Here is a 17,144-nt window from a genome sequence, read left to right as displayed (position 1 = left end):
ACCTAGATACGAGTTGCCAGACCCGGGTAGTCGAGGACAAAACCTTCGGTGTCGACGGACAGCGTCGAGCTGGACACCGGGGACAGCACACTGATTCCGTCGGCGCCGGAGCTGTAGGTGATGGTCGCACCCTCGACGCGCAGGTCGAGGAGATTGACGTAGACGACCGGGACCTCGGCGTCTTCGATGTCGTTCTGCAAGCCGACGCGGCGGATGGGCAGCGTGTTGAAGAACGGGCTGAGGATCACGTCGACATCGAGTGCGCCATCGAACGCAGAGCGCTGGTGACTGGCGCCGTTCTCGACCATCCAGGTGCCTTCTTCGTCCCGGCTGATCGACATCTGACGCTCACCGGCGGCCAGGGCGGTCCGCACGGACAACCGGCGGGTGATGCCGGCCTCGTCGGTGACCAGGTCGTACGACGCGCTGAATGCCGGGTGCTCACTGCAGGCTCCACCGATGATCCGGCCGGAAGCCTTGATGCGATTTCCGTTCAGCTGCACACGAACAGACTCCATACGAGGAGCGTTGTGGGCCTGCCAGGTCAATACCGCGGGCCAGGACGCGTCACCGGAAGGTTGGATGCTCACCCGACCACGGTAATGGACGAACGGGCACGGAGCACCGCTGGTTCGGGTTATTGCTTCGATCAGGGACCTTTTAGGGACTTCGATCGGCCCCGAAGATCTCGATGTAAGGCGTTTCACAACGGTTCTTCCGTAAGGAGCACGCCGCGGACCGAATAGTTGGCAAACGGTGTCGGAGTTCTCGAGTACCGTGCTTCTAGGTCGGTTCGTGAGGAAGGGTGCTGTGACGTCGTCGCGGAGCATGGTGGGTTTGTTTGCCGGTATCGGTGGTCTCGAGTTGGGGCTCTCGGAACATGGGTGGAACACCGAACTGCTGTGTGAAATCGATCCGGGCGCGCAGGCAGTTCTCCGTTCGCGTTTCGCCGACGTGCCGTTGCACGGTGACGTCACCAAACTTCGCGCGCTGCCCAGTGACATCGAATTGGTGGCCGCCGGTTTCCCCTGCCAGGACCTCTCTCAGGCCGGCAAAACGGCAGGCATCACCGGCGCACGCTCAGGCCTGGTGGACGAGGTGTTCCGTCTGGTCAAGCGCAAGAAGGGCCCGCGCTGGCTGTTGATCGAGAACGTTCCGTTCATGCTCCAGCTCGGCAAGGGCGCCGCCATGCGGCACATCACCGACGCCCTCGAAGACCTCGGATACACCTGGGCGTACCGGGTGGTCGACGCCCGCGCCTTCGGACTCCCCCAGCGTCGCCAGCGAGTCATCATGCTTGCCTCGCGCACAGATGATCCCCGCGAAATCCTGTTCGGCCAGGACGCCGGCGAGCGCCTGGGTGGCGATCCCGCGGACTACCCCTGCGGCTTCTACTGGACCGAAGGCACTCGCGGTCTCGGATGGGCCGTCAATGCCGTGCCGACGCTCAAGGGCGGCTCGTCCGTCGGCATCCCCAGTCAGCCGGCAGTCCGGTTGCCGTCAGGTGAGATCGTCACTCCCGGTCTAGTCGATGCCGAGCGACTGCAGGGTTTCGATCCCGACTGGACGCTGCCGTCCGTCGAGGTTCCCGGCCTACGCCACAGCCATCGCTGGAAGCTCGTCGGCAATGCCGTGAGCGTGCGGATGGCGTCGTGGGTCGGTGGCCGGTTGAGCGATCCCATCGAATACGACGCCGCGGGCGAGACGCCACTCGAACCGGGCGACGCCTGGCCGAGTGCGGCCTGGGGCCGTAACCGCCAGGCCTTCCGCGTCCATACCTCGACCTGGCCGGTCCAGTACGACTACGAGGATCTGAGCGGCTTCCTCGAAGACACGCGGTTGCTGTCGGCTCGGGCCACCGCCGGCTTCCTCAAGCGCGCGCGCATGGGCAATCTTCGGTTCATCCCCGGTTTCATCGAGGACGTCGAAAGCCATCTCGAGCGGATGGGCGGATACCCCGAGGCCGCAGCATGACGGACTCGCTGTTTCCCGAACCTGAAACGCTGTTTTCCGAGCCGGAACACGAACCACTGTGGAGTGCACTGCAACTCGCGGGCGACAAGCCCCCGGCCGACGCCGATCGCGGCGAGAAGAAGAACTACGCCCAGCGACTGTCCAATCAACTGGCACAGACGGTCGCCGACGCTCTGCGTCCGCTGTATCCCAACATCACCCCGACGGCGTCCGGAGAAGGCCAGGAGGCAACAGTCGATGTCGCCAAGGGCCGAAAGCGCTTGGACGTCAAGGCACTCGACCCCACTCTCGGCCTGATCCTCTGCGTCTCCATCAAGACGTACAACTTCCAGGACTACAGTCCCCGCAGCGGCAAGCTGGGACGGTGGACCAAGAACATCGTCCGCAACGACCACGAATTGCGTGGCGAGGCAATGGTTCTGCATCAGCGTCAGCCGTACAGCGTGTTGGTCGCCGTCATGTTCGAGCCGTACGCCACGTGCGACGACGGCGACCCGACCAAGACCAGCGACACCGGCAAATCCTCTTTTGCACACCACGTCACGACGCTCTCGAAGCGCTCGGGCCGAGGCAAGCGCGCGGTGGTCGGCGTTCCGGGAAAGGCCTGGGTGGATCTCGGCGCCGAGGACACCCGCTACGACCTCTTCGAGAAGGTCTACATCGGACTCTACGAACCCGATGGCGCAGTTCGGTTCTTCGACGTCGACGAGCCGCCGCCGCGCAACGGACGCCCCACCGAAGCTCAGACGCTCTCGTTCACCGACTTCGTGACCGTCGTGCACGGTGAAGTGGAGCGTCGCAACAGGTTTGCGCCCACCTGGTCCGATCCCGAAGACAGCGAAGATTCCGACGGCTGAGGGAACCACGGTGCCTGCGACGGATCCTGCCACCAGCGCTCGGATGAGCGCTCAGCGTCGGCGCGACACCAAACCCGAAATCGCACTTCGACGCGAGCTGCATCGACGCGGACTCCGGTACTTCGTGGATCGGGCGCCGATCAAAGGTGTTCGCCGACGGGCCGATCTGGTATTTCCACGCCGCAAAGTCGCGGTGTTCGTGGACGGATGCTTCTGGCACAGCTGCCCGCAGCATGCGACGTTTCCCAAGAACAACGCGCAGTGGTGGACGGACAAGTTGGCCGCCAACGTGGTTCGAGACCGCGACACCGATGCACGTCTGGCAGAGCAGGGTTGGACCGTCATCCGCATCTGGGAGCACGAAGATCCGCTGGTAGCGGCCGAACGCGTCCAGAAAGCCCTGCTCGGTCCGTAAGCTCGATTTCGTGAAGGAACGCAACGTTGCGCGGTGGGGTTTGGTGGCTGCGCTGGCTCTGGGCGGAATCGTCTACTCGTCGTGGATTCTCGAATTCTTCCTGGACACCGGCCTCGACCCGGTGACATCGTTCCTCAGCGAACTCGATGCCGAGAACCAGAAATACCGCGATGTCTTCGGTAACGCCGATGTCCTGTCCGCAATCTTGATGTTGATCTCCGGAGCGCTGGGCCTGCTGATCACGCCCCGGCGAAGGCTATTCGTCACGGGCTGGATTGCGCTGGCAGTGTTCGGCATCGCGACCATCGCCGACGCGTCGTTCCCCCTCGAATGCTCGGGCGAGGGTTGCCCGTCGAGCGCACCCGACGGTCTACTTCCGCAGCTCCACCATGTTCACGCGTTGACGAGCAGCGTGGCGGTCTTCGCGATCTTCACCGCGATGATCGCATTCACCGTGGGAGCGTTCAGGTATCGCGAGCACCCTTCTTTGCGGACGACGGGTCTGACCATTCTGATCCTGACTTCCCTTGCGACGGTGTGGATGTTGACGACCAACAGCATCGAAGTCTCCGGCGGCGGTAATCTCGGACTGGGTATCGCTCAACGTGCGCAGGTGCTGGGAATGTCGTTGTGGTTGTGCACCCTGGCATTTGCGATGTCGAGGCCGCCATCCACCGGGCTCCCGGCGTCGCCGCGCTGACAGGTTTTCCGGCAAGCGATTCGGGCGATCCTGGAACTACAACTGAAAATGGCTGCCCCGAACTAGCGAAGGTGTGCCCATGTCTCTCGCGTCGTCGTTCTTCGCCCATCCGCACCAGGCGTTCACTGCTGGTTTCTATCGCAACGAGTCCTTCGACTTCGAGCTACGAGTCGTTCTCGGGCAAGCCACCTTCGGCGCGGCAGACACCGGCGAAGTGCTCTCGGCCATCGCTCACGTCGGCGAGAAGGACCTCGAAGGCTGGTACGAGGCCTGGTTCGACCTCGGTACACGGGTATTCGGGCAGGCCGATGAGGCAGCCGAGGCCGGGCATTCGCGAAGCGCGTCCAACGCGTACCTGCGGGCGGCGTCGTACTTCGGTGTGGCGATCAACGCCGTCGACGGTCTCAGCGACGATTCGGTTCTGGTCCCCACTTTCAAACGTCACCGACAGGCGTGGGACCGCTTCGTCGACACCACCTCCCAGCCCGTCGAACGCGTCCGGATCCCTTACGAGGACACCTACCTTCCCGGGTACTTCTTCCGGCCGCCCGGCGACGTGCGACGGCCGACGTTGATCATGGTGAACGGTAGCGACGGCCCAATCAGCGGGCTGTGGGGCAGCGGCGGTGCCGGGGCGCTCGAGCGGGGCTACAACGTGTTGATGTTCGACGGTCCCGGTCAGCAGTCGATGCTCTTCGAGCGCAACATCCCGTTCCGTCACGACTGGGAAGCCGTCATCACGCCCGTCGTCGACTATCTCGTGGACCGGCCGGACGTCGATGCGTCGAAGCTGGCGATGTACGGGATCAGTCAGGGCGGGTACTGGGTGCCGCAGTCGTTGGCGTTCGAGCATCGGATCGCGGCAGCGATCGCCGATCCGGGGGTCGTGGACGTGGCCGCGTCGTGGCTCGCCCATATCCCCAAGAACATGCAGAAGCTGCTCGACGAGGGGAAGTCGGAGGCCTTCGACCGCGACATGGCGATAGGGCTGGGAATGAAATTCTCCAAGGACAGCGCCCGAATCTGGCGTTTCCGAGCGCGTCCGTACCTCGCCGACGGCTACTACAACACTCTCGCCGAGGTTCGGAAGTACCACCTCGAACACGTCGCCGGCTCGATCTCCACTCCCCTGCTCATCACCGATCCGGAAGGCGAGCAATTCTGGCCCGGTCAATCCAAGCGCCTTGCCGCCCTCGCCGGCGGACCGACGACGGTGGTTCCCTTCACCGCTGCCGAGGGCGCGAACTTCCACTGCCAGCCCATGGCGAGGCGTCTGACTGATCAGCGGATGTTCGACTGGCTCGACGAGCAGTTGGATCTCTGAATCAGGACACTTTCTCCTTTTTCGTCAAGAGAGTGGCGAGCATCGGCAGCAATAGAACGGTGATCGCCCCGGCCGCGACAAGAATCGACGCGTTGTCCGAGGACATCTGATGCGCGTCGACGGCCGCGCCCGTGACCGCCACGATCATGGGCAGGCCGGTAGCCCCGTACAACGCGACTTGCGCACTTTCGCGCGTGGTGAAGGGCGGCTCCACCTTCTCGAACTTGGTCACGAAGAACACCGGCACGCCCCGGACTACAACGATCAGGATCAAAAACGCAATCAGTATGCCGGGACTGGCGGCGACCGCCGAGACGTCGATCGCCATGCCTGAAGTGATGAAGAAAATCGGGATGAGGAACCCGAAGGCGATCCCGTCGAGCTTGATCTCGAGGCGCTCGTCGCCCTCTGGCATCAATCGCCGCAGGATGAAGCCGGCGGCAAATGCACCGAGAATGACGTCGAGTGAGAACACGGCCGACAGCACTCCGAGGCTGACCAACAACAGAACGGTGAGGCGGACCGTCGTCTGCGCCGTCGTGTCCGCCCCTGCCCGCACCAGGCGATGTGTCCACGAGCCTTCGTGAATCAGCTTGCCGGGCAGCACCGCAACGATGACAGCGATCAAGGCGAAGACGGCAAGAACGATCAGCGACAGTACGGCACCACGGGCACTCAGCAGCACCGCCATCGCGACGACCGGCCCGAGCTCGCCGACGGCCCCGTGGTTGAGGACGGTCTTACCCAAGCGTGTGTCGAGGAGTTTGTTGTCCTTGAGGATCGGCAGCAGCGTGCCCAGAGCGGTCGACGTCATCGCGATGGCAACAGCGGCTTCGGCGGAGATCACGTTCCTCATGCCAAGCAGCGCGACCACCGTGAACGCCAGCGCGAGGCAGAACAGCCACGTGTAGAGCGCTCGACGTCCGCCGCGCCCACTGAGTTCCTGTCGGTCGATCTCGTAGCCGGCGAGCAGGAACAGCATGCCGAGGCCGAGTTCGCGCAGGATGCCGATCGCTTCGCTGTCAGCTGCGATGTTGAGGGCGAACGGCCCGACCACTGCGCCCGCGACCAGTAGCAACACCACTTCGGGAACCAGTCGACGCGGGATCAGGCCCGCGACTATCGGCGCGATGGCCGCGATCAGCGCAATCCAGAACAGCGAGGAGGCAATTGAAGGCACGGATCATTGTCGGACAAAACCGACCACTCTGCACACATTGCGACCGGTCAGTCTGGTAGAAGTATCGAATGCTCACCTAGTAATGCGTGAGCAATCCCACGTGAAGGAACGGCCATGACACAACCCCCGCAGGACCCTAACCAGCCATATGGCCAGCCGCCTCAGCAGCCGTACGGGCAGCAACCCCAGCAGCCCTACGGACAGCAACCACCGGCTCAGCAACCTTATGGACAGCCTTATCCAGATCAGTCTGGCGCGCCGTTCCCGGGCCAGTACGCTCAGCCGGCCGGTGGATTTCAGCAACCGCCGCCTTCACCGGCGAAAAAGAAGAAGTGGCCATGGGTCGTCGGAGGCATCGTGGCGTTCTTCGTGATTGTCGCGATCGCCACTGGCGGCGGGGACAAAGACAGGGAAGAATCCGCCGCGGCCCCCACAACCACGCAAGCCGCGGACAACGGTGCCTCCGTGGCCGCAGTTGCCCCGGCCGAAGCTCCCAAGGAAACGAAGTCTTCGAATCCCGGAATCGGCGAGGAAGTGCGAGACGGAAAGTTCGGTTTCGTCGTGACGGGTATCGAGACCGGCCTCACGACGATCGGCGACAATCCCTACTTGCAAGAGCAAGCTGAGGGTCAGTTCGTACTCGTTCACGTCGAGATCACGAACACTTCCGACAAGCCCCAGGCTTACTTCGGATCCAATCAGACCTTGATCGACACCGAAGGTCGCGAGTTCACCAACAACACGATGGCAGCGATCAATATCGACGCCGAAACCGCGATCGGCGGCGACATAAACCCCGGCATCACACGGAAGACCACCATTGTCTTCGACATCCCGACCAGTGCCACCCCCAAGGAGATCGAGGTACACGACTCGATGTTCTCCGGTGGCGCCACAATTTCGCTTCAGTAAACCCGGAACAGTAAGAACGACGGTCTCCACCAGTTGACGATCAGCTGGTGGAGTCCGTTCTCCTGCGAAAGACCAACGGACTGAGGTCAGTACAGGTACTTGCGGTACGCCTCTTGTCTGGCGGGTTCGAGGTCCTCGACGCGCAGGCTGTGTTGCTCCGCCATCGTGTCGCGCAGACTCGGCACCTCATCGGATGCGGGCCACGTCGACGGATCCCACAGCTTCGCCCGCAGAATCGCTCTCGCGCAATGCAGATACGCCTCGTCGATCTGCACGATCACCGCAAGCTGTGCAGGCTTGCCGTTCATCGCCATCGAATCCAACAGATCAGGATCGGTAGACAGCGTCGCCGTGCCGTTGACGCGCACGATCTCGTCGTGCCCGGGAGCGAGAAAGAGGATCCCCACGTGAGGATTCTCGATCATGTTCCGGTACGAGTCAGCGCGCCGGTTGCCCGGACGATCCGGGAGCACGAGCGTCTTCTCGTCGGGGAAGAGAACCTGACTGACCAGGTCTCCACGCGGCGAGCAATCGCAATTTCCGGCCGCATCGGATGTCGCGAGCACAAAAAACCGTGCCTGCTCGATGAATTCACGGATCAACGGAGTTGTGTGAGCGGTCTGCTTCTCCATGATCGTCGGATGGGGCTGTCCGAGAATCGCATTGAGTTGTTCCACGGATTCGATCCGCCCGCCCGGGGCGTTCGACGCCGTCACGTCGACACGTCGTCGAGCACGTGGTGGCGCCCGAGCGGCAACACCAACGGCTTACCCGACATGGGGTCGGGGATGATTCGGCTCTCGAGACCGAACACGGTGCGGACGTTGTCGCTCGTGAGCACCTCGGCAGGATCACCCGCCGCGTAGACCCGGCGATCGGCCATGGCGACGAGGTAGTCGGCGTAGCGGGCGGCGAGATTGAGATCGTGCAGAACCATGACAATCGTTGTACCCCGAGTCCGGTTCAGGTCGGTGAGCAGGTCCAAGACCTCAACCTGGTGGCTCACGTCCAAGAAGGTGGTCGGCTCGTCGAGTAGAAGCAGATCGGTTTGTTGGGCGAGCGCCATCGCAATCCACACACGTTGGCGCTGACCACCGGAAAGCTCGTCCACCGATCGTTCGGCCAATCCGGTTGTGTCCGTGGCCGCAAGCGCCTCGGCGACAGCTGCGTCATCCTCGCGGCTCCACCTCGACAGCACCCGCTGATGTGGATGACGACCACGGCCGACGAGATCGGCGACAACTATCCCTTCCGGTGCGATCGGTGACTGCGGCAGCAGACCGAGAGTGCGAGCGAGCTTCTTCGCAGGCAGGCGATGAACATCCTTGCCGTCCAACAGAACATGACCGCTTCGGGGACTGAGTAGCCGCGACATCGACCGCAGCAGTGTCGATTTGCCGCACGCGTTGGCACCCACGATGGTCGTGATCTTTCCCGGCGGCACCGCGAGGTCGAGCGATTCGACGACGGTCCGTCCTCCGTAACCGAGTTCGAGGTTTTCGGCAGTCAGAGTATGGGATTCGGTCACAGCGAACCTCCCGTTCGGTTGGAGCGAATGATGAGGTAGACGAGATACGGCGCTCCCAGCGCGCCAGTCACCACGCCAACGGGGTAGCGGGTGCCGAAGGCGTACTGTCCGCAGAAATCGGCAACTAGCACCAGCAGCGCTCCGACCAGCGCCGACGGAATCAAAAGTGATGTTCCCGGACCGACGATGCGGGCGGCGATGGGCCCTGACAGAAATGCGACGAAGGCGATGGGCCCCGCAGCGGCAGTGGCAAAGGCGATGAGTCCGACGGCCGCAATGATCGACAGAATGCGCGTTCGTTCCACTCTGACGCCGAGCGCTTGTGCTGCGTCGTCACCGAGTTGGCTGGTCGAAAGGTTGCGCGATTGGCTCAGCAGCACCGGTCCGAGGACAACCAGCGCCAGGACCACGGGAACCGTCGAACCCCAGTTGGCACCGTTGAGACTGCCGGTGAGCCAACGCATCGTCTCCTGCAGATCCCACGCGGCGGCGGTACTGAGCAGGTAGGCGGTGACGCTGTCGAGCATCGCGGCGATGCCGATACCGATCAGGATCAGCCGAGTGCCCGCTACACCGTCTCGGAAGGACAGAACGTAGATCAAGACTGCGACGCCCAGACCGACAGCGATGGCGAAGATCGAGACCTGCGAGCCGCCGAGCGAAAGCGAGATGATCGCGAAAGCCGCTGCAGCGCTTGCGCCCGAGCTGATCCCGATGATGTCGGGGCTCGCGAGCGGGTTGCGCAGCATCGTCTGGAACGTGATGCCGCCCAAGCCGAAACAGATTCCGGCGACCACAGCGAGGACAGCGCGAGGCAGACGGAGGCGACCGACGGTGAACGAGGCACCAGGCACGTTCTCCCCCAGCACGACGCGAAGCACATCTGACGGCGGGTAGAAGGCTTTTCCCACCATCAGAGTGACCGCGAAAGAGGCGACGGCGAGGACCGTCAGCACGGCAATCACGATGCGGCGGCGTCTACCTCGTCGGATACGGCTTGCTCCGACTGCGTCGACCTCGACTTCGGGAGTAACGAATGTAGTGGTCACAGCTCACGTATTTTCTGACGGCGGACTATGTAAATGAAGAAGGGCGCTCCGATGAGCGCGGTGATGATGCCGACGTCGATTTCGCTCGGCCGGGCGACAATTCGTCCGAGAATGTCGGCGGCGACGAGAAGGCCGGCACCTGTCAGCGCAGAAAACGGTAGTAGCCAACGGTTGTCAATCCCGATCAGCAACCGGCACAGATGCGGGACAACCAAACCGACGAAGCCGATCGGTCCGGCAATGGCAGTGGCTGCACCGCAGAGCAGCACTGCACCGAGCGCTGCCACTGCACGAACCACCGCGACGCGTTCGCCGAGACCTGATGCAACCTCGTCGCCGAGCGCAAGAGAGTTGAGACTGCGCGCTGACAGCAGACAGATCACGAAGCCGACAATGAGGAAAGGCAGACCCTGCCGGATCACCTCGAAACTCGCGCCACCGACGCCGCCGATCTGCCACGAACGAATGTTGCCCGCAATATCGTTTCGCGGCAGCATGATCGCAGTGATGAACGAAGCAAACGCAGCCGATGTTGCGGCCCCGGCGAGAGCCAACTTGAGTGGGGTGGCTCCACCTCGCCCGAATGACCCGACCACGTAGACGAACAACGCCGCCCCGGCTGCACCGAGTACGGCCACCCAGATCATGCTGGTCTGGGTCCACAGTCCGAACCATGCCATTCCGATCACCACGGCGAGCGAAGCGCCCATGTTGACGCCCAGGATTCCGGGATCCGCCAAAGGGTTTCGGGTGATCCCCTGCATCACTGCGCCGGCAAGACCGAGCGCAGCTCCCACGATTATCGCGAGCACCGTCCGCGGAATGCGCTTGGCAATCGCACCCTGACCGATGTTGTCCGTTGAACCGCCTAGTGCGGCAACGATATCGGACCAGTCGACCTCACGAGAGCCGATGACGATCGAGGCGCACATGAGCACCGCGAGGACAACGAGAAGGGCGATCAGCCACAGCGAATTGCCGAACGTCGGGCGCCGCGTATCGCGAGCGCCCGACGTCGAATCCTGCGAGGTTACAGTCACTCCGACTTTCCAGCGGCCCCGGCGAGCAGATCGACGTAGTCGCCGAGTACCCACGAAATTGCGAGTGGAGTCGGGTTGGCCGCCGTTCCCATCGGCCCGGTTCCATTGAGGAACACGATCGCGTTGTTGGCGACGGCAGGCATCTGCGAGAGCAGCGGGTCAGCCTTGAGTGCGTCGACAAGTGCCTGGTCACCGTAGGTGACGATCAGTTCGACGTCGTCGAAGACGTCCACACGCTCCGCACTGACCTTCTTCGAGAACTCACCACCCGTCGAGGCGTCGGCAACGCTCTTCGGCGTCGAAAGTCCGAGGTCCTCGAAGAACGCGGCGCGCGTGTCGTTCGCCGTGTAGAAGCTGACCTGGCTCAGATCAGCGGTGTCGACGTGCGTCAGGAACATGGTTGCCTTGCCGGCAAGCTGCGGATGCGAGGCAACCTCGTCGGCGATCTCCTTTTCGATGGTGGAGATCAGTTCCTGCCCTTCGGATTCCATGCCGAGGCCCATGCTGTTGAACTTGATGACGTCGCGCCACGACGTCGCCCACGGCCCCTCGGGATACGCCACAACCGGAGCGATCTCACTGAGAGTGTCGTAGTCCTCCTGCGTCAATCCGGAGTACGCGGCAAGAATGACGTCAGGGTTCGTATCGGAGACGGCTTCGAAGTCGATGCCGTCGGTCTCGTCGAAGAGCACCGGCGGCTTCGCGCCAAGGTCATCGAGCTTTTCCTCGACCCACGGCAGCATTCCGTTGCCGTTGTCGTCACCGAAAGTCGCCGCTGCCATTCCGACGGGAACCACGCCGAGAGCAAGGGGCACTTCGTGATTGGCCCAGGCGACGGTGGCAACTCGCTCCGGCTTGGCGTCGATCGTCGTAGTTCCGAAAGCGTGCTCGATCGTGACGGGGAAGGAGCTGGATCCGCTTCCGGCGTTGCCGCCGTCGGCGGTCTCCGAGGAGTCGGAACTGCAAGCTGTCACGCCGAGGGCGACTGCGACCGCTGCTGCGGCCACCGCCAAGAAGCGTTTTGAACGCATGAAAACAGAACTCTCTCGAGAAGGGGTACGGCCCTCAACCCGGCTCAATCAGGCACTTAGGTGAGGTTTGCCTAAACCGTATACGGGAGGGCAATGTGGCGCAATCGCGTGTTTGGGACACCCCGTGTAGCGATCGAGACAAGGTGTGATGGCCGATCAGCTAGCCCGGAACATCCCTGGTGTAGCGCCTGTAGTGCGCCGGAATGCCGCCCCGAATGCGCTGGTCGAGTGGTAGCCCACACGCTCGGCAACCTCTTGTAGATCCAAGCCGTGGGCAAGAAGGGTCACCGCTCGTTGGGCGCGCACAGCCGAGACCCACTGCCCGAAACTCATCCCGGTCTCCGACCGAAATACCCGGGTGATGGTTCGCGGGCTGACACCGAGGAGCCTTGCCCAGTCGGACAGCGTTCGCATGTCACTCGGATCGTCACCGATCGCATCGACGATGGGTTGCAGAAGTGGCGAGTCCGGCACCAGCACCAGCAACTCGTTCGGCGACGGTGCCAGCACGTCGATCACCATCTGCTCCGTGAGCGAGCGCGAAGGAGCTCCGAGTGACTCGTCTGCCAGTCGCTCGAGGAGGTTCCGCAGCAGCGGAGTGACCTCGATCGCCACCGGCACGTCGGACAGAGAAGGAACCGATGCGATGTCGAGCTGAGCGGCGCGATACCAGGTGCCGGCCGGCGCGATCGCCGAGTGCAGGACGCCGGCGGGCATCCACAGACCGACGGTCGGCGTAATGGTCCACGTGCGCGATCCCACCGTGGCGCTCGACGCTCCCCGCTCGTTCCACAACAATTCGTGAGTCGGGTGCGAGTGCGCATCCCACCGGGTCTCGCGGGAGACAAGTTCGTCCATGCCCGCAATGACAAAGGGCACCTCGACCGCCCCGGCCGAGTAGACCGGGAGCGTCCGACTGTCGACGGTCTCCAACGGGTTCTCCTCGGTTCGCGTGGCTGCTCCGCAGAAAGCATAGGTCGCGGGGATCGGTTGTCGGTTCCCACGATCGCGAGGATCACCGCCCGAAATCGCCGAGGTGACCTCACACACATTCAAGAATTGCGTATGCACCACAACAAAAAGAAGGTCACAGACCTGAAGTCTGTGACCTTCTTTCTTGTGCGCCCGAAGGGATTCGAACCCCTAACCTCTTGATCCGTAGTCAAGTGCTCTATCCGTTGAGCTACGGGCGCATGTTCTGTTGTCTTGCTGGTCTTGCGTGTCTTACCGTCGTAATTTCTATCATTTCTAACCCGCCGGTCAAAATCACCGGCTTGGCGGAGGCGAGAGGATTTGAACCTCCGGTCCCTCGTAAAAGGGACAACTCATTAGCAGTGAGTCCCATTCGGCCGCTCTGGCACGCCTCCCTGGGGGTTCCGATCCTTTCGGACCGCCGGATCGAAAGATTACACACCCTTCGCCACCAAAGGCAAAACGTGTGGTCAGCGGGCTGTTTTGTGGACTTACCGCAGGTGGCTGTCGAACCAGTCGAAGATCCGGGTCTGAGCTTCGATGATCGAGGCCGAATCAGGGTCGTCGAGGTCAGCGTCCTCGGACAGCTGTGGCGGCTCGTCCGCCCGGTGAGCCAGTCCGGCGTAGCTGACCACCAGTGTCGCGACGTCGGCCTTCGCGGTCGCTTCCCGGAGCAGAGTCACGTGTTCGCGAGGCGTGCTGGGATCGTCCTCGCCGTACAGCGCCAGCCACGGCGCCTGCAGGGAAGTGGCCGCGTCGACAAGCGCCTGAGCATCCACCGACAAGGCTTCGACGATTCCCCGGGCGGCAACGCTCACCGCGGCGCCCACGGGACGGCTGGTGGCCACGAGCATCGCGGCGGTACCGGCGTCGTCGAATCCGAGCACCCCGATGGTGTCCGCGAGAACTTCGCGTCCGACGAGCCAATCGAGGGTCGCGTCGAAGTCGGCGAAGAGGTTGTCACCGAACACCTCACCCTGCATGTGTTCGGGTTCGCGGTGAAACAGGTGAGGTGCGACGCTCACCCACCCTTCGCCGGCAAGCGCGCACATCAGATTCAGCAGAGCCGGGCTGAACTTCCGGGCTTCATGCAGGACGACGATCCCGCCCCGCGTCGGGCCGTCCGGCTCCACCACGGTCAGCGGAACAGCCGTGGCGACCTCCCCTTCGGCTCCGCGCAGATACGCGGTGGCTCGGAAGATTTCCGACATCTTCTAACTCTGACACGCAGACGGCCGCTACGCACCAAATCAGTGCGCGCATAATCGACTCGTGACCGCACACATTCGCCCTGACCTCGCCTCCATCCCCGCCTACGTTCCCGGACGCAATTTTCCGGGTGCGATCAAGCTGGCGAGCAACGAAACGACCGTAGGGCCGTTGCCCGGTGTGCGTGACGCCGTCGCCGACGCGGTCGCCAATGCCAACCGCTACCCGGACAATGCCGCGGTCGCACTCATCGAGGCGCTGGCCAGCTTCTTGAAAGTCGAGCCGGCCAACGTCGCCGCTGGTTGCGGCTCCGTGACACTGTGCCAGGAACTCGTGCAGATCACGTGCGATCAGGGTGACGAGGTCATCTACGCGTGGCGTTCGTTCGAGGCGTACCCCGTGGTCACCCAGGTCGGCCATGCCGTCTCGGTCAAGGTTCCGCTGACCGAGGACTTCGGCCACGACCTCGACGCGATGCTGGCCGCGATCACGGATCGCACGCGGTTGATCTTCGTATGCAACCCCAACAACCCGACCGGCAATGCACTGTCGAGGGCAGAGCTCGAGAGCTTCCTCGACGCGGTCCCGGCGCACGTCGTCGTCGCACTCGACGAGGCGTACTTCGAATACTCACGCTCGGACGCCGACGGCATCGAGCTGTTCCGCAGCCGCCCCAACGTGGTTGTTCTGCGCACCTTCTCGAAGGCGTACGGCCTCGCGGGAATCCGCGTGGGTTACGCGGTCGCGGATCCGGAGATCATCGTGGCCCTCGGCAAGGTGCACACCCCGTTCACCGTGAGCGCTGTCGCGCAGGCCGCCGCAATCGCTTCCCTGGCTGCAGCAGACGAACTGCTTGCCCGCACCGAAGGTGTCATCGCCGAGCGGACGCGAGTTCGAACCGCTCTGATCGAAGCCGGGTACACCGTCCCCGAGTCGTCGGCGAACTTCGTCTATCTCCCCCTCGGAGAGCTCTCTCCCGCTTTCGCCGAGGCGAGTACCGAAGCGGGCATTCTGATCCGCCAGTACGGCGTCGAGGGCGTCCGGATGACCATCGGCGATCCACACGAGAACGACGCATTCCTCGCGTTCGCTGACACCGACGTCGCGAAGCAGGCCGCGGGCATCGGCGTCACCGCGTGACACTCGATACATAACTGTTACGCCGAGGACTGGAATTCGTTTCGGCAGACGGGCACACTCAGGGAGGTTCGAGGCCGGTCCGAGTGAGGGAGCACGACGCATGACGCGACGCATGACACGAACGTGTGCCGTGCTCGCAACGACCCTTCTCGCCACCACCGCGACCTCCCTGAGTGGCGTCGCCAACGCAGAGTCCCAGGACACGGTGTCGGTACGTCTGTTGGCGTTCAACGATCTGCACGGCAGTCTCCGCCCGCCGGAAGGTGTTCGCAGCGAGATCAGGCAGGCCGACGGCTCGCTCACTCCCGCAGGTGGCGCGGCGTATCTCGCGGCCTACGTGACGCAACTTCGCAGCCAGGCCACCAACTCGCTGCTGTATTCGGTCGGTGACAACTGGGGATCGTCGGCGCTCGAGTCGGCGATGTTCAACGACGAACCGACGGTCGAACTCCTGAACCGGATGAAGATCGACGCTTCCGCGATCGGCAACCACGAACTGGACAAAGGGCTCGCCGAGTTCCGTCGCATGCAGTCCGGCGGTTGCTCCGCCGTCGATGCGTGCACGTTCAGTCCGTCCTTCGGCGGCGCCAACTTCCCTCTGATGGCCGCGAACATGACGTACACCAACGGCGCTCCGGCCACGCTGCCGTTCACCGTGAACATGGTCGACGGCATTCCGCTCGGAGTCATAGCGATTTCCCCCGCCAACACGTCGCAGATCGTGACACCGGGCGGGATCGCCGATCTGCAGTTCGGCGACGAGGTCGAAGCGATCAACCGCACCGCCGACGTCCTCGACTTCTTCGGCGTCAAAGCCATCACCGTCCTCCTGCACCGTGGGGACGAACCGGCCGTCGAAGGTGGGCCCAACGACTGCAACGTCGAGTCCGGGCCGGCCCGCGACATCGCCCTTCGTGCGTCACCGAAGGTGGACGTCATCTTCACCGCCGACAGCCACCAGCAGTACAACTGCGAATTCCCTGATCCCGCAGGCAATCCCAGAGTCGTGATGCAGGGCGCTTCGCACGGCCGGATCGTGTCCGTCGCAGACGTCACCATCGATCGCAACACCCGCGAGGTCGTTCGCGATCAGACGTCCGCGTTCAATCAGATAGTGACACACGATATTTCGCCGGATCCCGATATTCAGGCGCTCGCCGACCGAGCCTGGTCGGAGGCATCGGAAAGCGCTCAGCGACCGGTGGGGACCATCACCGCCGATCTGACACGGGACCGGGTACCCAGCGGCGAATCGACACTCGGCAACCTGGTCGCCGACGCTCAACTCGCCGCCGGATCGACACGAGGCGCTCAACTCGCGTTGACGAACCCCGGCGGCATGCGCGAGGACTTGGACTTCGGCACTTCCGGCCAGATCACCTACCGCCAGGCCTACGGTGTGCAACCCTTCGGCAACAGTCTCGAGGTGCTCTCCGTCACAGGAGCGGTGTTGAAGGACGCTCTCGAACAGCAATTCCAGATCGACCTCGACGGCACCGCTACCGAGCGCATCCTCTCCCCGTCCGCGGGCTTCACCTACGCCATGGACCGGCGAGCAGCGCCGGGCTCGCGAATCTCGGAAATGCGTCTGAACGGGCAGGACATCGCGCCCGACGCCGTCTACAGCGTCGTGGTGAACAAGTTCCTCGCCGAGGGCGGGGACGGCTTCACCGCGCTGAAGAACTCCACCCAGATGACCGGTGCCGGCAACGACCTCGACGCCTTGACCGCCCTGTTCGCAGCCGGGTCGCCGGTCTCGCCACCTGCCACCGACCGCATCCGCACCATCGGCTGACTAGGCATCCCCGCGCTC

At 63.4% G+C, this 17,144-nt stretch carries 17 protein-coding genes and 2 tRNA genes; 8 read left to right on the top strand and 11 right to left on the bottom strand.

What is annotated here, in order from left to right:
* Nucleotides 1-2 precede the first annotated feature (2 nt).
* Entirely contained in the window at nt 3-590 is a 588-nt protein-coding gene (locus A0W34_RS01690) for a putative glycolipid-binding domain-containing protein (protein WP_073512852.1), read from the bottom strand.
* 238 nt (nt 591-828) lie between these two features.
* Here A0W34_RS01690 and A0W34_RS01685 point away from each other — a divergent pair, with 238 nt between their 5' ends.
* From A0W34_RS01685 to A0W34_RS01665, 5 genes are all read left to right on the top strand, one after another.
* Nucleotides 829-1,974 carry a DNA cytosine methyltransferase gene (locus A0W34_RS01685; RefSeq protein ID WP_030535749.1) on the top strand — a complete coding sequence of 382 codons (1,146 nt, stop codon included), beginning with the start codon at nt 829-831 and terminating at the stop codon, nt 1,972-1,974.
* Complete coding sequence (locus A0W34_RS01680) at nt 1,971-2,831, top strand: hypothetical protein (protein WP_003943911.1); 861 nt, start codon at nt 1,971-1,973, stop codon at nt 2,829-2,831. Before A0W34_RS01685 ends, A0W34_RS01680 begins: the two co-directional genes overlap by 4 nt.
* Nucleotides 2,832-2,841: 10 nt before the next feature.
* Nucleotides 2,842-3,246: a very short patch repair endonuclease gene (locus A0W34_RS01675; protein WP_030535751.1), complete on the top strand. Its 405-nt coding sequence runs from the start codon at nt 2,842-2,844 to the stop codon at nt 3,244-3,246.
* A gap of 10 nt (nt 3,247-3,256) precedes the next feature.
* Nucleotides 3,257-3,946, top strand: coding sequence for a DUF998 domain-containing protein (locus A0W34_RS01670; protein ID WP_073512854.1), 690 nt, complete (start codon nt 3,257-3,259; stop codon nt 3,944-3,946).
* Between the two features lie 79 nt (nt 3,947-4,025).
* Nucleotides 4,026-5,270, top strand: a complete 1,245-nt coding sequence (locus A0W34_RS01665; RefSeq protein ID WP_054827395.1) for an alpha/beta hydrolase family protein — start codon at nt 4,026-4,028, stop codon at nt 5,268-5,270.
* A gap of 1 nt (nt 5,271) precedes the next feature.
* On the opposite strand, the gene A0W34_RS01660 is transcribed toward A0W34_RS01665, so the two are convergent.
* Nucleotides 5,272-6,450 carry a cation:proton antiporter gene (locus tag A0W34_RS01660; RefSeq protein WP_003943855.1) on the bottom strand — a complete coding sequence of 393 codons (1,179 nt, stop codon included), beginning with the start codon at nt 6,448-6,450 and terminating at the stop codon, nt 5,272-5,274.
* A gap of 357 nt (nt 6,451-6,807) precedes the next feature.
* On the opposite strand from A0W34_RS01660, the gene A0W34_RS01655 reads away from it, so the two are divergent.
* A complete protein-coding gene (locus tag A0W34_RS01655; protein WP_198035681.1) occupies nt 6,808-7,362 on the top strand; it encodes a DUF4352 domain-containing protein in 555 nt (184 codons plus the stop codon).
* 86 nt (nt 7,363-7,448) lie between these two features.
* On the opposite strand, the gene A0W34_RS01650 is transcribed toward A0W34_RS01655, so the two are convergent.
* The 9 genes from A0W34_RS01650 to A0W34_RS01610 form a co-directional block, all read right to left on the bottom strand.
* Nucleotides 7,449-8,078, bottom strand: coding sequence for a pyridoxamine 5'-phosphate oxidase family protein (locus A0W34_RS01650; RefSeq protein ID WP_081557227.1), 630 nt, complete (start codon nt 8,076-8,078; stop codon nt 7,449-7,451).
* The gene (locus A0W34_RS01645; RefSeq protein WP_050655593.1) at nt 8,075-8,890 is read right to left on the bottom strand and encodes an ABC transporter ATP-binding protein; all 816 of its coding nucleotides are present in this window, start codon (nt 8,888-8,890) and stop codon (nt 8,075-8,077) included. The genes A0W34_RS01650 and A0W34_RS01645 overlap by 4 nt, the downstream gene beginning before the upstream one ends.
* On the bottom strand, nt 8,887-9,939 hold the full coding sequence (locus A0W34_RS01640; RefSeq protein WP_081557226.1) for a FecCD family ABC transporter permease: 1,053 nt from the start codon (nt 9,937-9,939) through the stop codon (nt 8,887-8,889). Before A0W34_RS01640 ends, A0W34_RS01645 begins: the two co-directional genes overlap by 4 nt.
* Entirely contained in the window at nt 9,936-10,979 is a 1,044-nt protein-coding gene (locus A0W34_RS01635; RefSeq protein ID WP_075831854.1) for a FecCD family ABC transporter permease, read from the bottom strand. Before A0W34_RS01635 ends, A0W34_RS01640 begins: the two co-directional genes overlap by 4 nt.
* Nucleotides 10,976-12,010: an iron-siderophore ABC transporter substrate-binding protein gene (locus A0W34_RS01630; RefSeq protein WP_081557225.1), complete on the bottom strand. Its 1,035-nt coding sequence runs from the start codon at nt 12,008-12,010 to the stop codon at nt 10,976-10,978. Before A0W34_RS01630 ends, A0W34_RS01635 begins: the two co-directional genes overlap by 4 nt.
* A gap of 156 nt (nt 12,011-12,166) precedes the next feature.
* Nucleotides 12,167-13,084, bottom strand: a complete 918-nt coding sequence (locus A0W34_RS01625; protein WP_007731681.1) for a helix-turn-helix domain-containing protein — start codon at nt 13,082-13,084, stop codon at nt 12,167-12,169.
* 46 nt (nt 13,085-13,130) lie between these two features.
* Nucleotides 13,131-13,203 (bottom strand) — tRNA-Arg (locus A0W34_RS01620).
* A gap of 82 nt (nt 13,204-13,285) precedes the next feature.
* Nucleotides 13,286-13,377 (bottom strand) — tRNA-Ser (locus A0W34_RS01615).
* Nucleotides 13,378-13,473: 96 nt separating this feature from the next.
* Entirely contained in the window at nt 13,474-14,193 is a 720-nt protein-coding gene (locus A0W34_RS01610; RefSeq protein ID WP_003943860.1) for a dienelactone hydrolase family protein, read from the bottom strand.
* A gap of 61 nt (nt 14,194-14,254) precedes the next feature.
* On the opposite strand from A0W34_RS01610, the gene hisC reads away from it, so the two are divergent.
* Nucleotides 14,255-15,331, top strand: a complete 1,077-nt coding sequence (gene hisC, locus A0W34_RS01605) for a histidinol-phosphate transaminase (protein WP_058227059.1) — start codon at nt 14,255-14,257, stop codon at nt 15,329-15,331.
* Nucleotides 15,332-15,431: 100 nt separating this feature from the next.
* Complete coding sequence (locus A0W34_RS01600) at nt 15,432-17,126, top strand: bifunctional metallophosphatase/5'-nucleotidase (protein ID WP_081557224.1); 1,695 nt, start codon at nt 15,432-15,434, stop codon at nt 17,124-17,126.
* The last annotated feature ends 18 nt before the right edge of the window (nt 17,127-17,144 follow it).

Source organism: Rhodococcus sp. BH4 (assembly GCF_002079265.1).
Lineage (GTDB): Bacteria > Actinomycetota > Actinomycetes > Mycobacteriales > Mycobacteriaceae > Rhodococcus_F > Rhodococcus_F qingshengii.
The sequence above is the reverse complement of the archived record's forward strand: the minus strand, read 5'-3'. Positions and strand labels throughout refer to the sequence as shown.

Coding starts and splice junctions, on each gene's coding strand:
- A0W34_RS01680 (WP_003943911.1), top strand. CDS start 1,971: ATGACGGACTCGCTGTTTCCCGAACCTGAAACGCTGTTTTCCGAGCCG.
- A0W34_RS01665 (WP_054827395.1), top strand. CDS start 4,026: ATGTCTCTCGCGTCGTCGTTCTTCGCCCATCCGCACCAGGCGTTCACT.
- A0W34_RS01630 (WP_081557225.1), bottom strand. CDS start 12,010: ATGCGTTCAAAACGCTTCTTGGCGGTGGCCGCAGCAGCGGTCGCAGTC.
- A0W34_RS01685 (WP_030535749.1), top strand. CDS start 829: ATGGTGGGTTTGTTTGCCGGTATCGGTGGTCTCGAGTTGGGGCTCTCG.
- A0W34_RS01600 (WP_081557224.1), top strand. CDS start 15,432: ATGACGCGACGCATGACACGAACGTGTGCCGTGCTCGCAACGACCCTT.
- A0W34_RS01610 (WP_003943860.1), bottom strand. CDS start 14,193: ATGTCGGAAATCTTCCGAGCCACCGCGTATCTGCGCGGAGCCGAAGGG.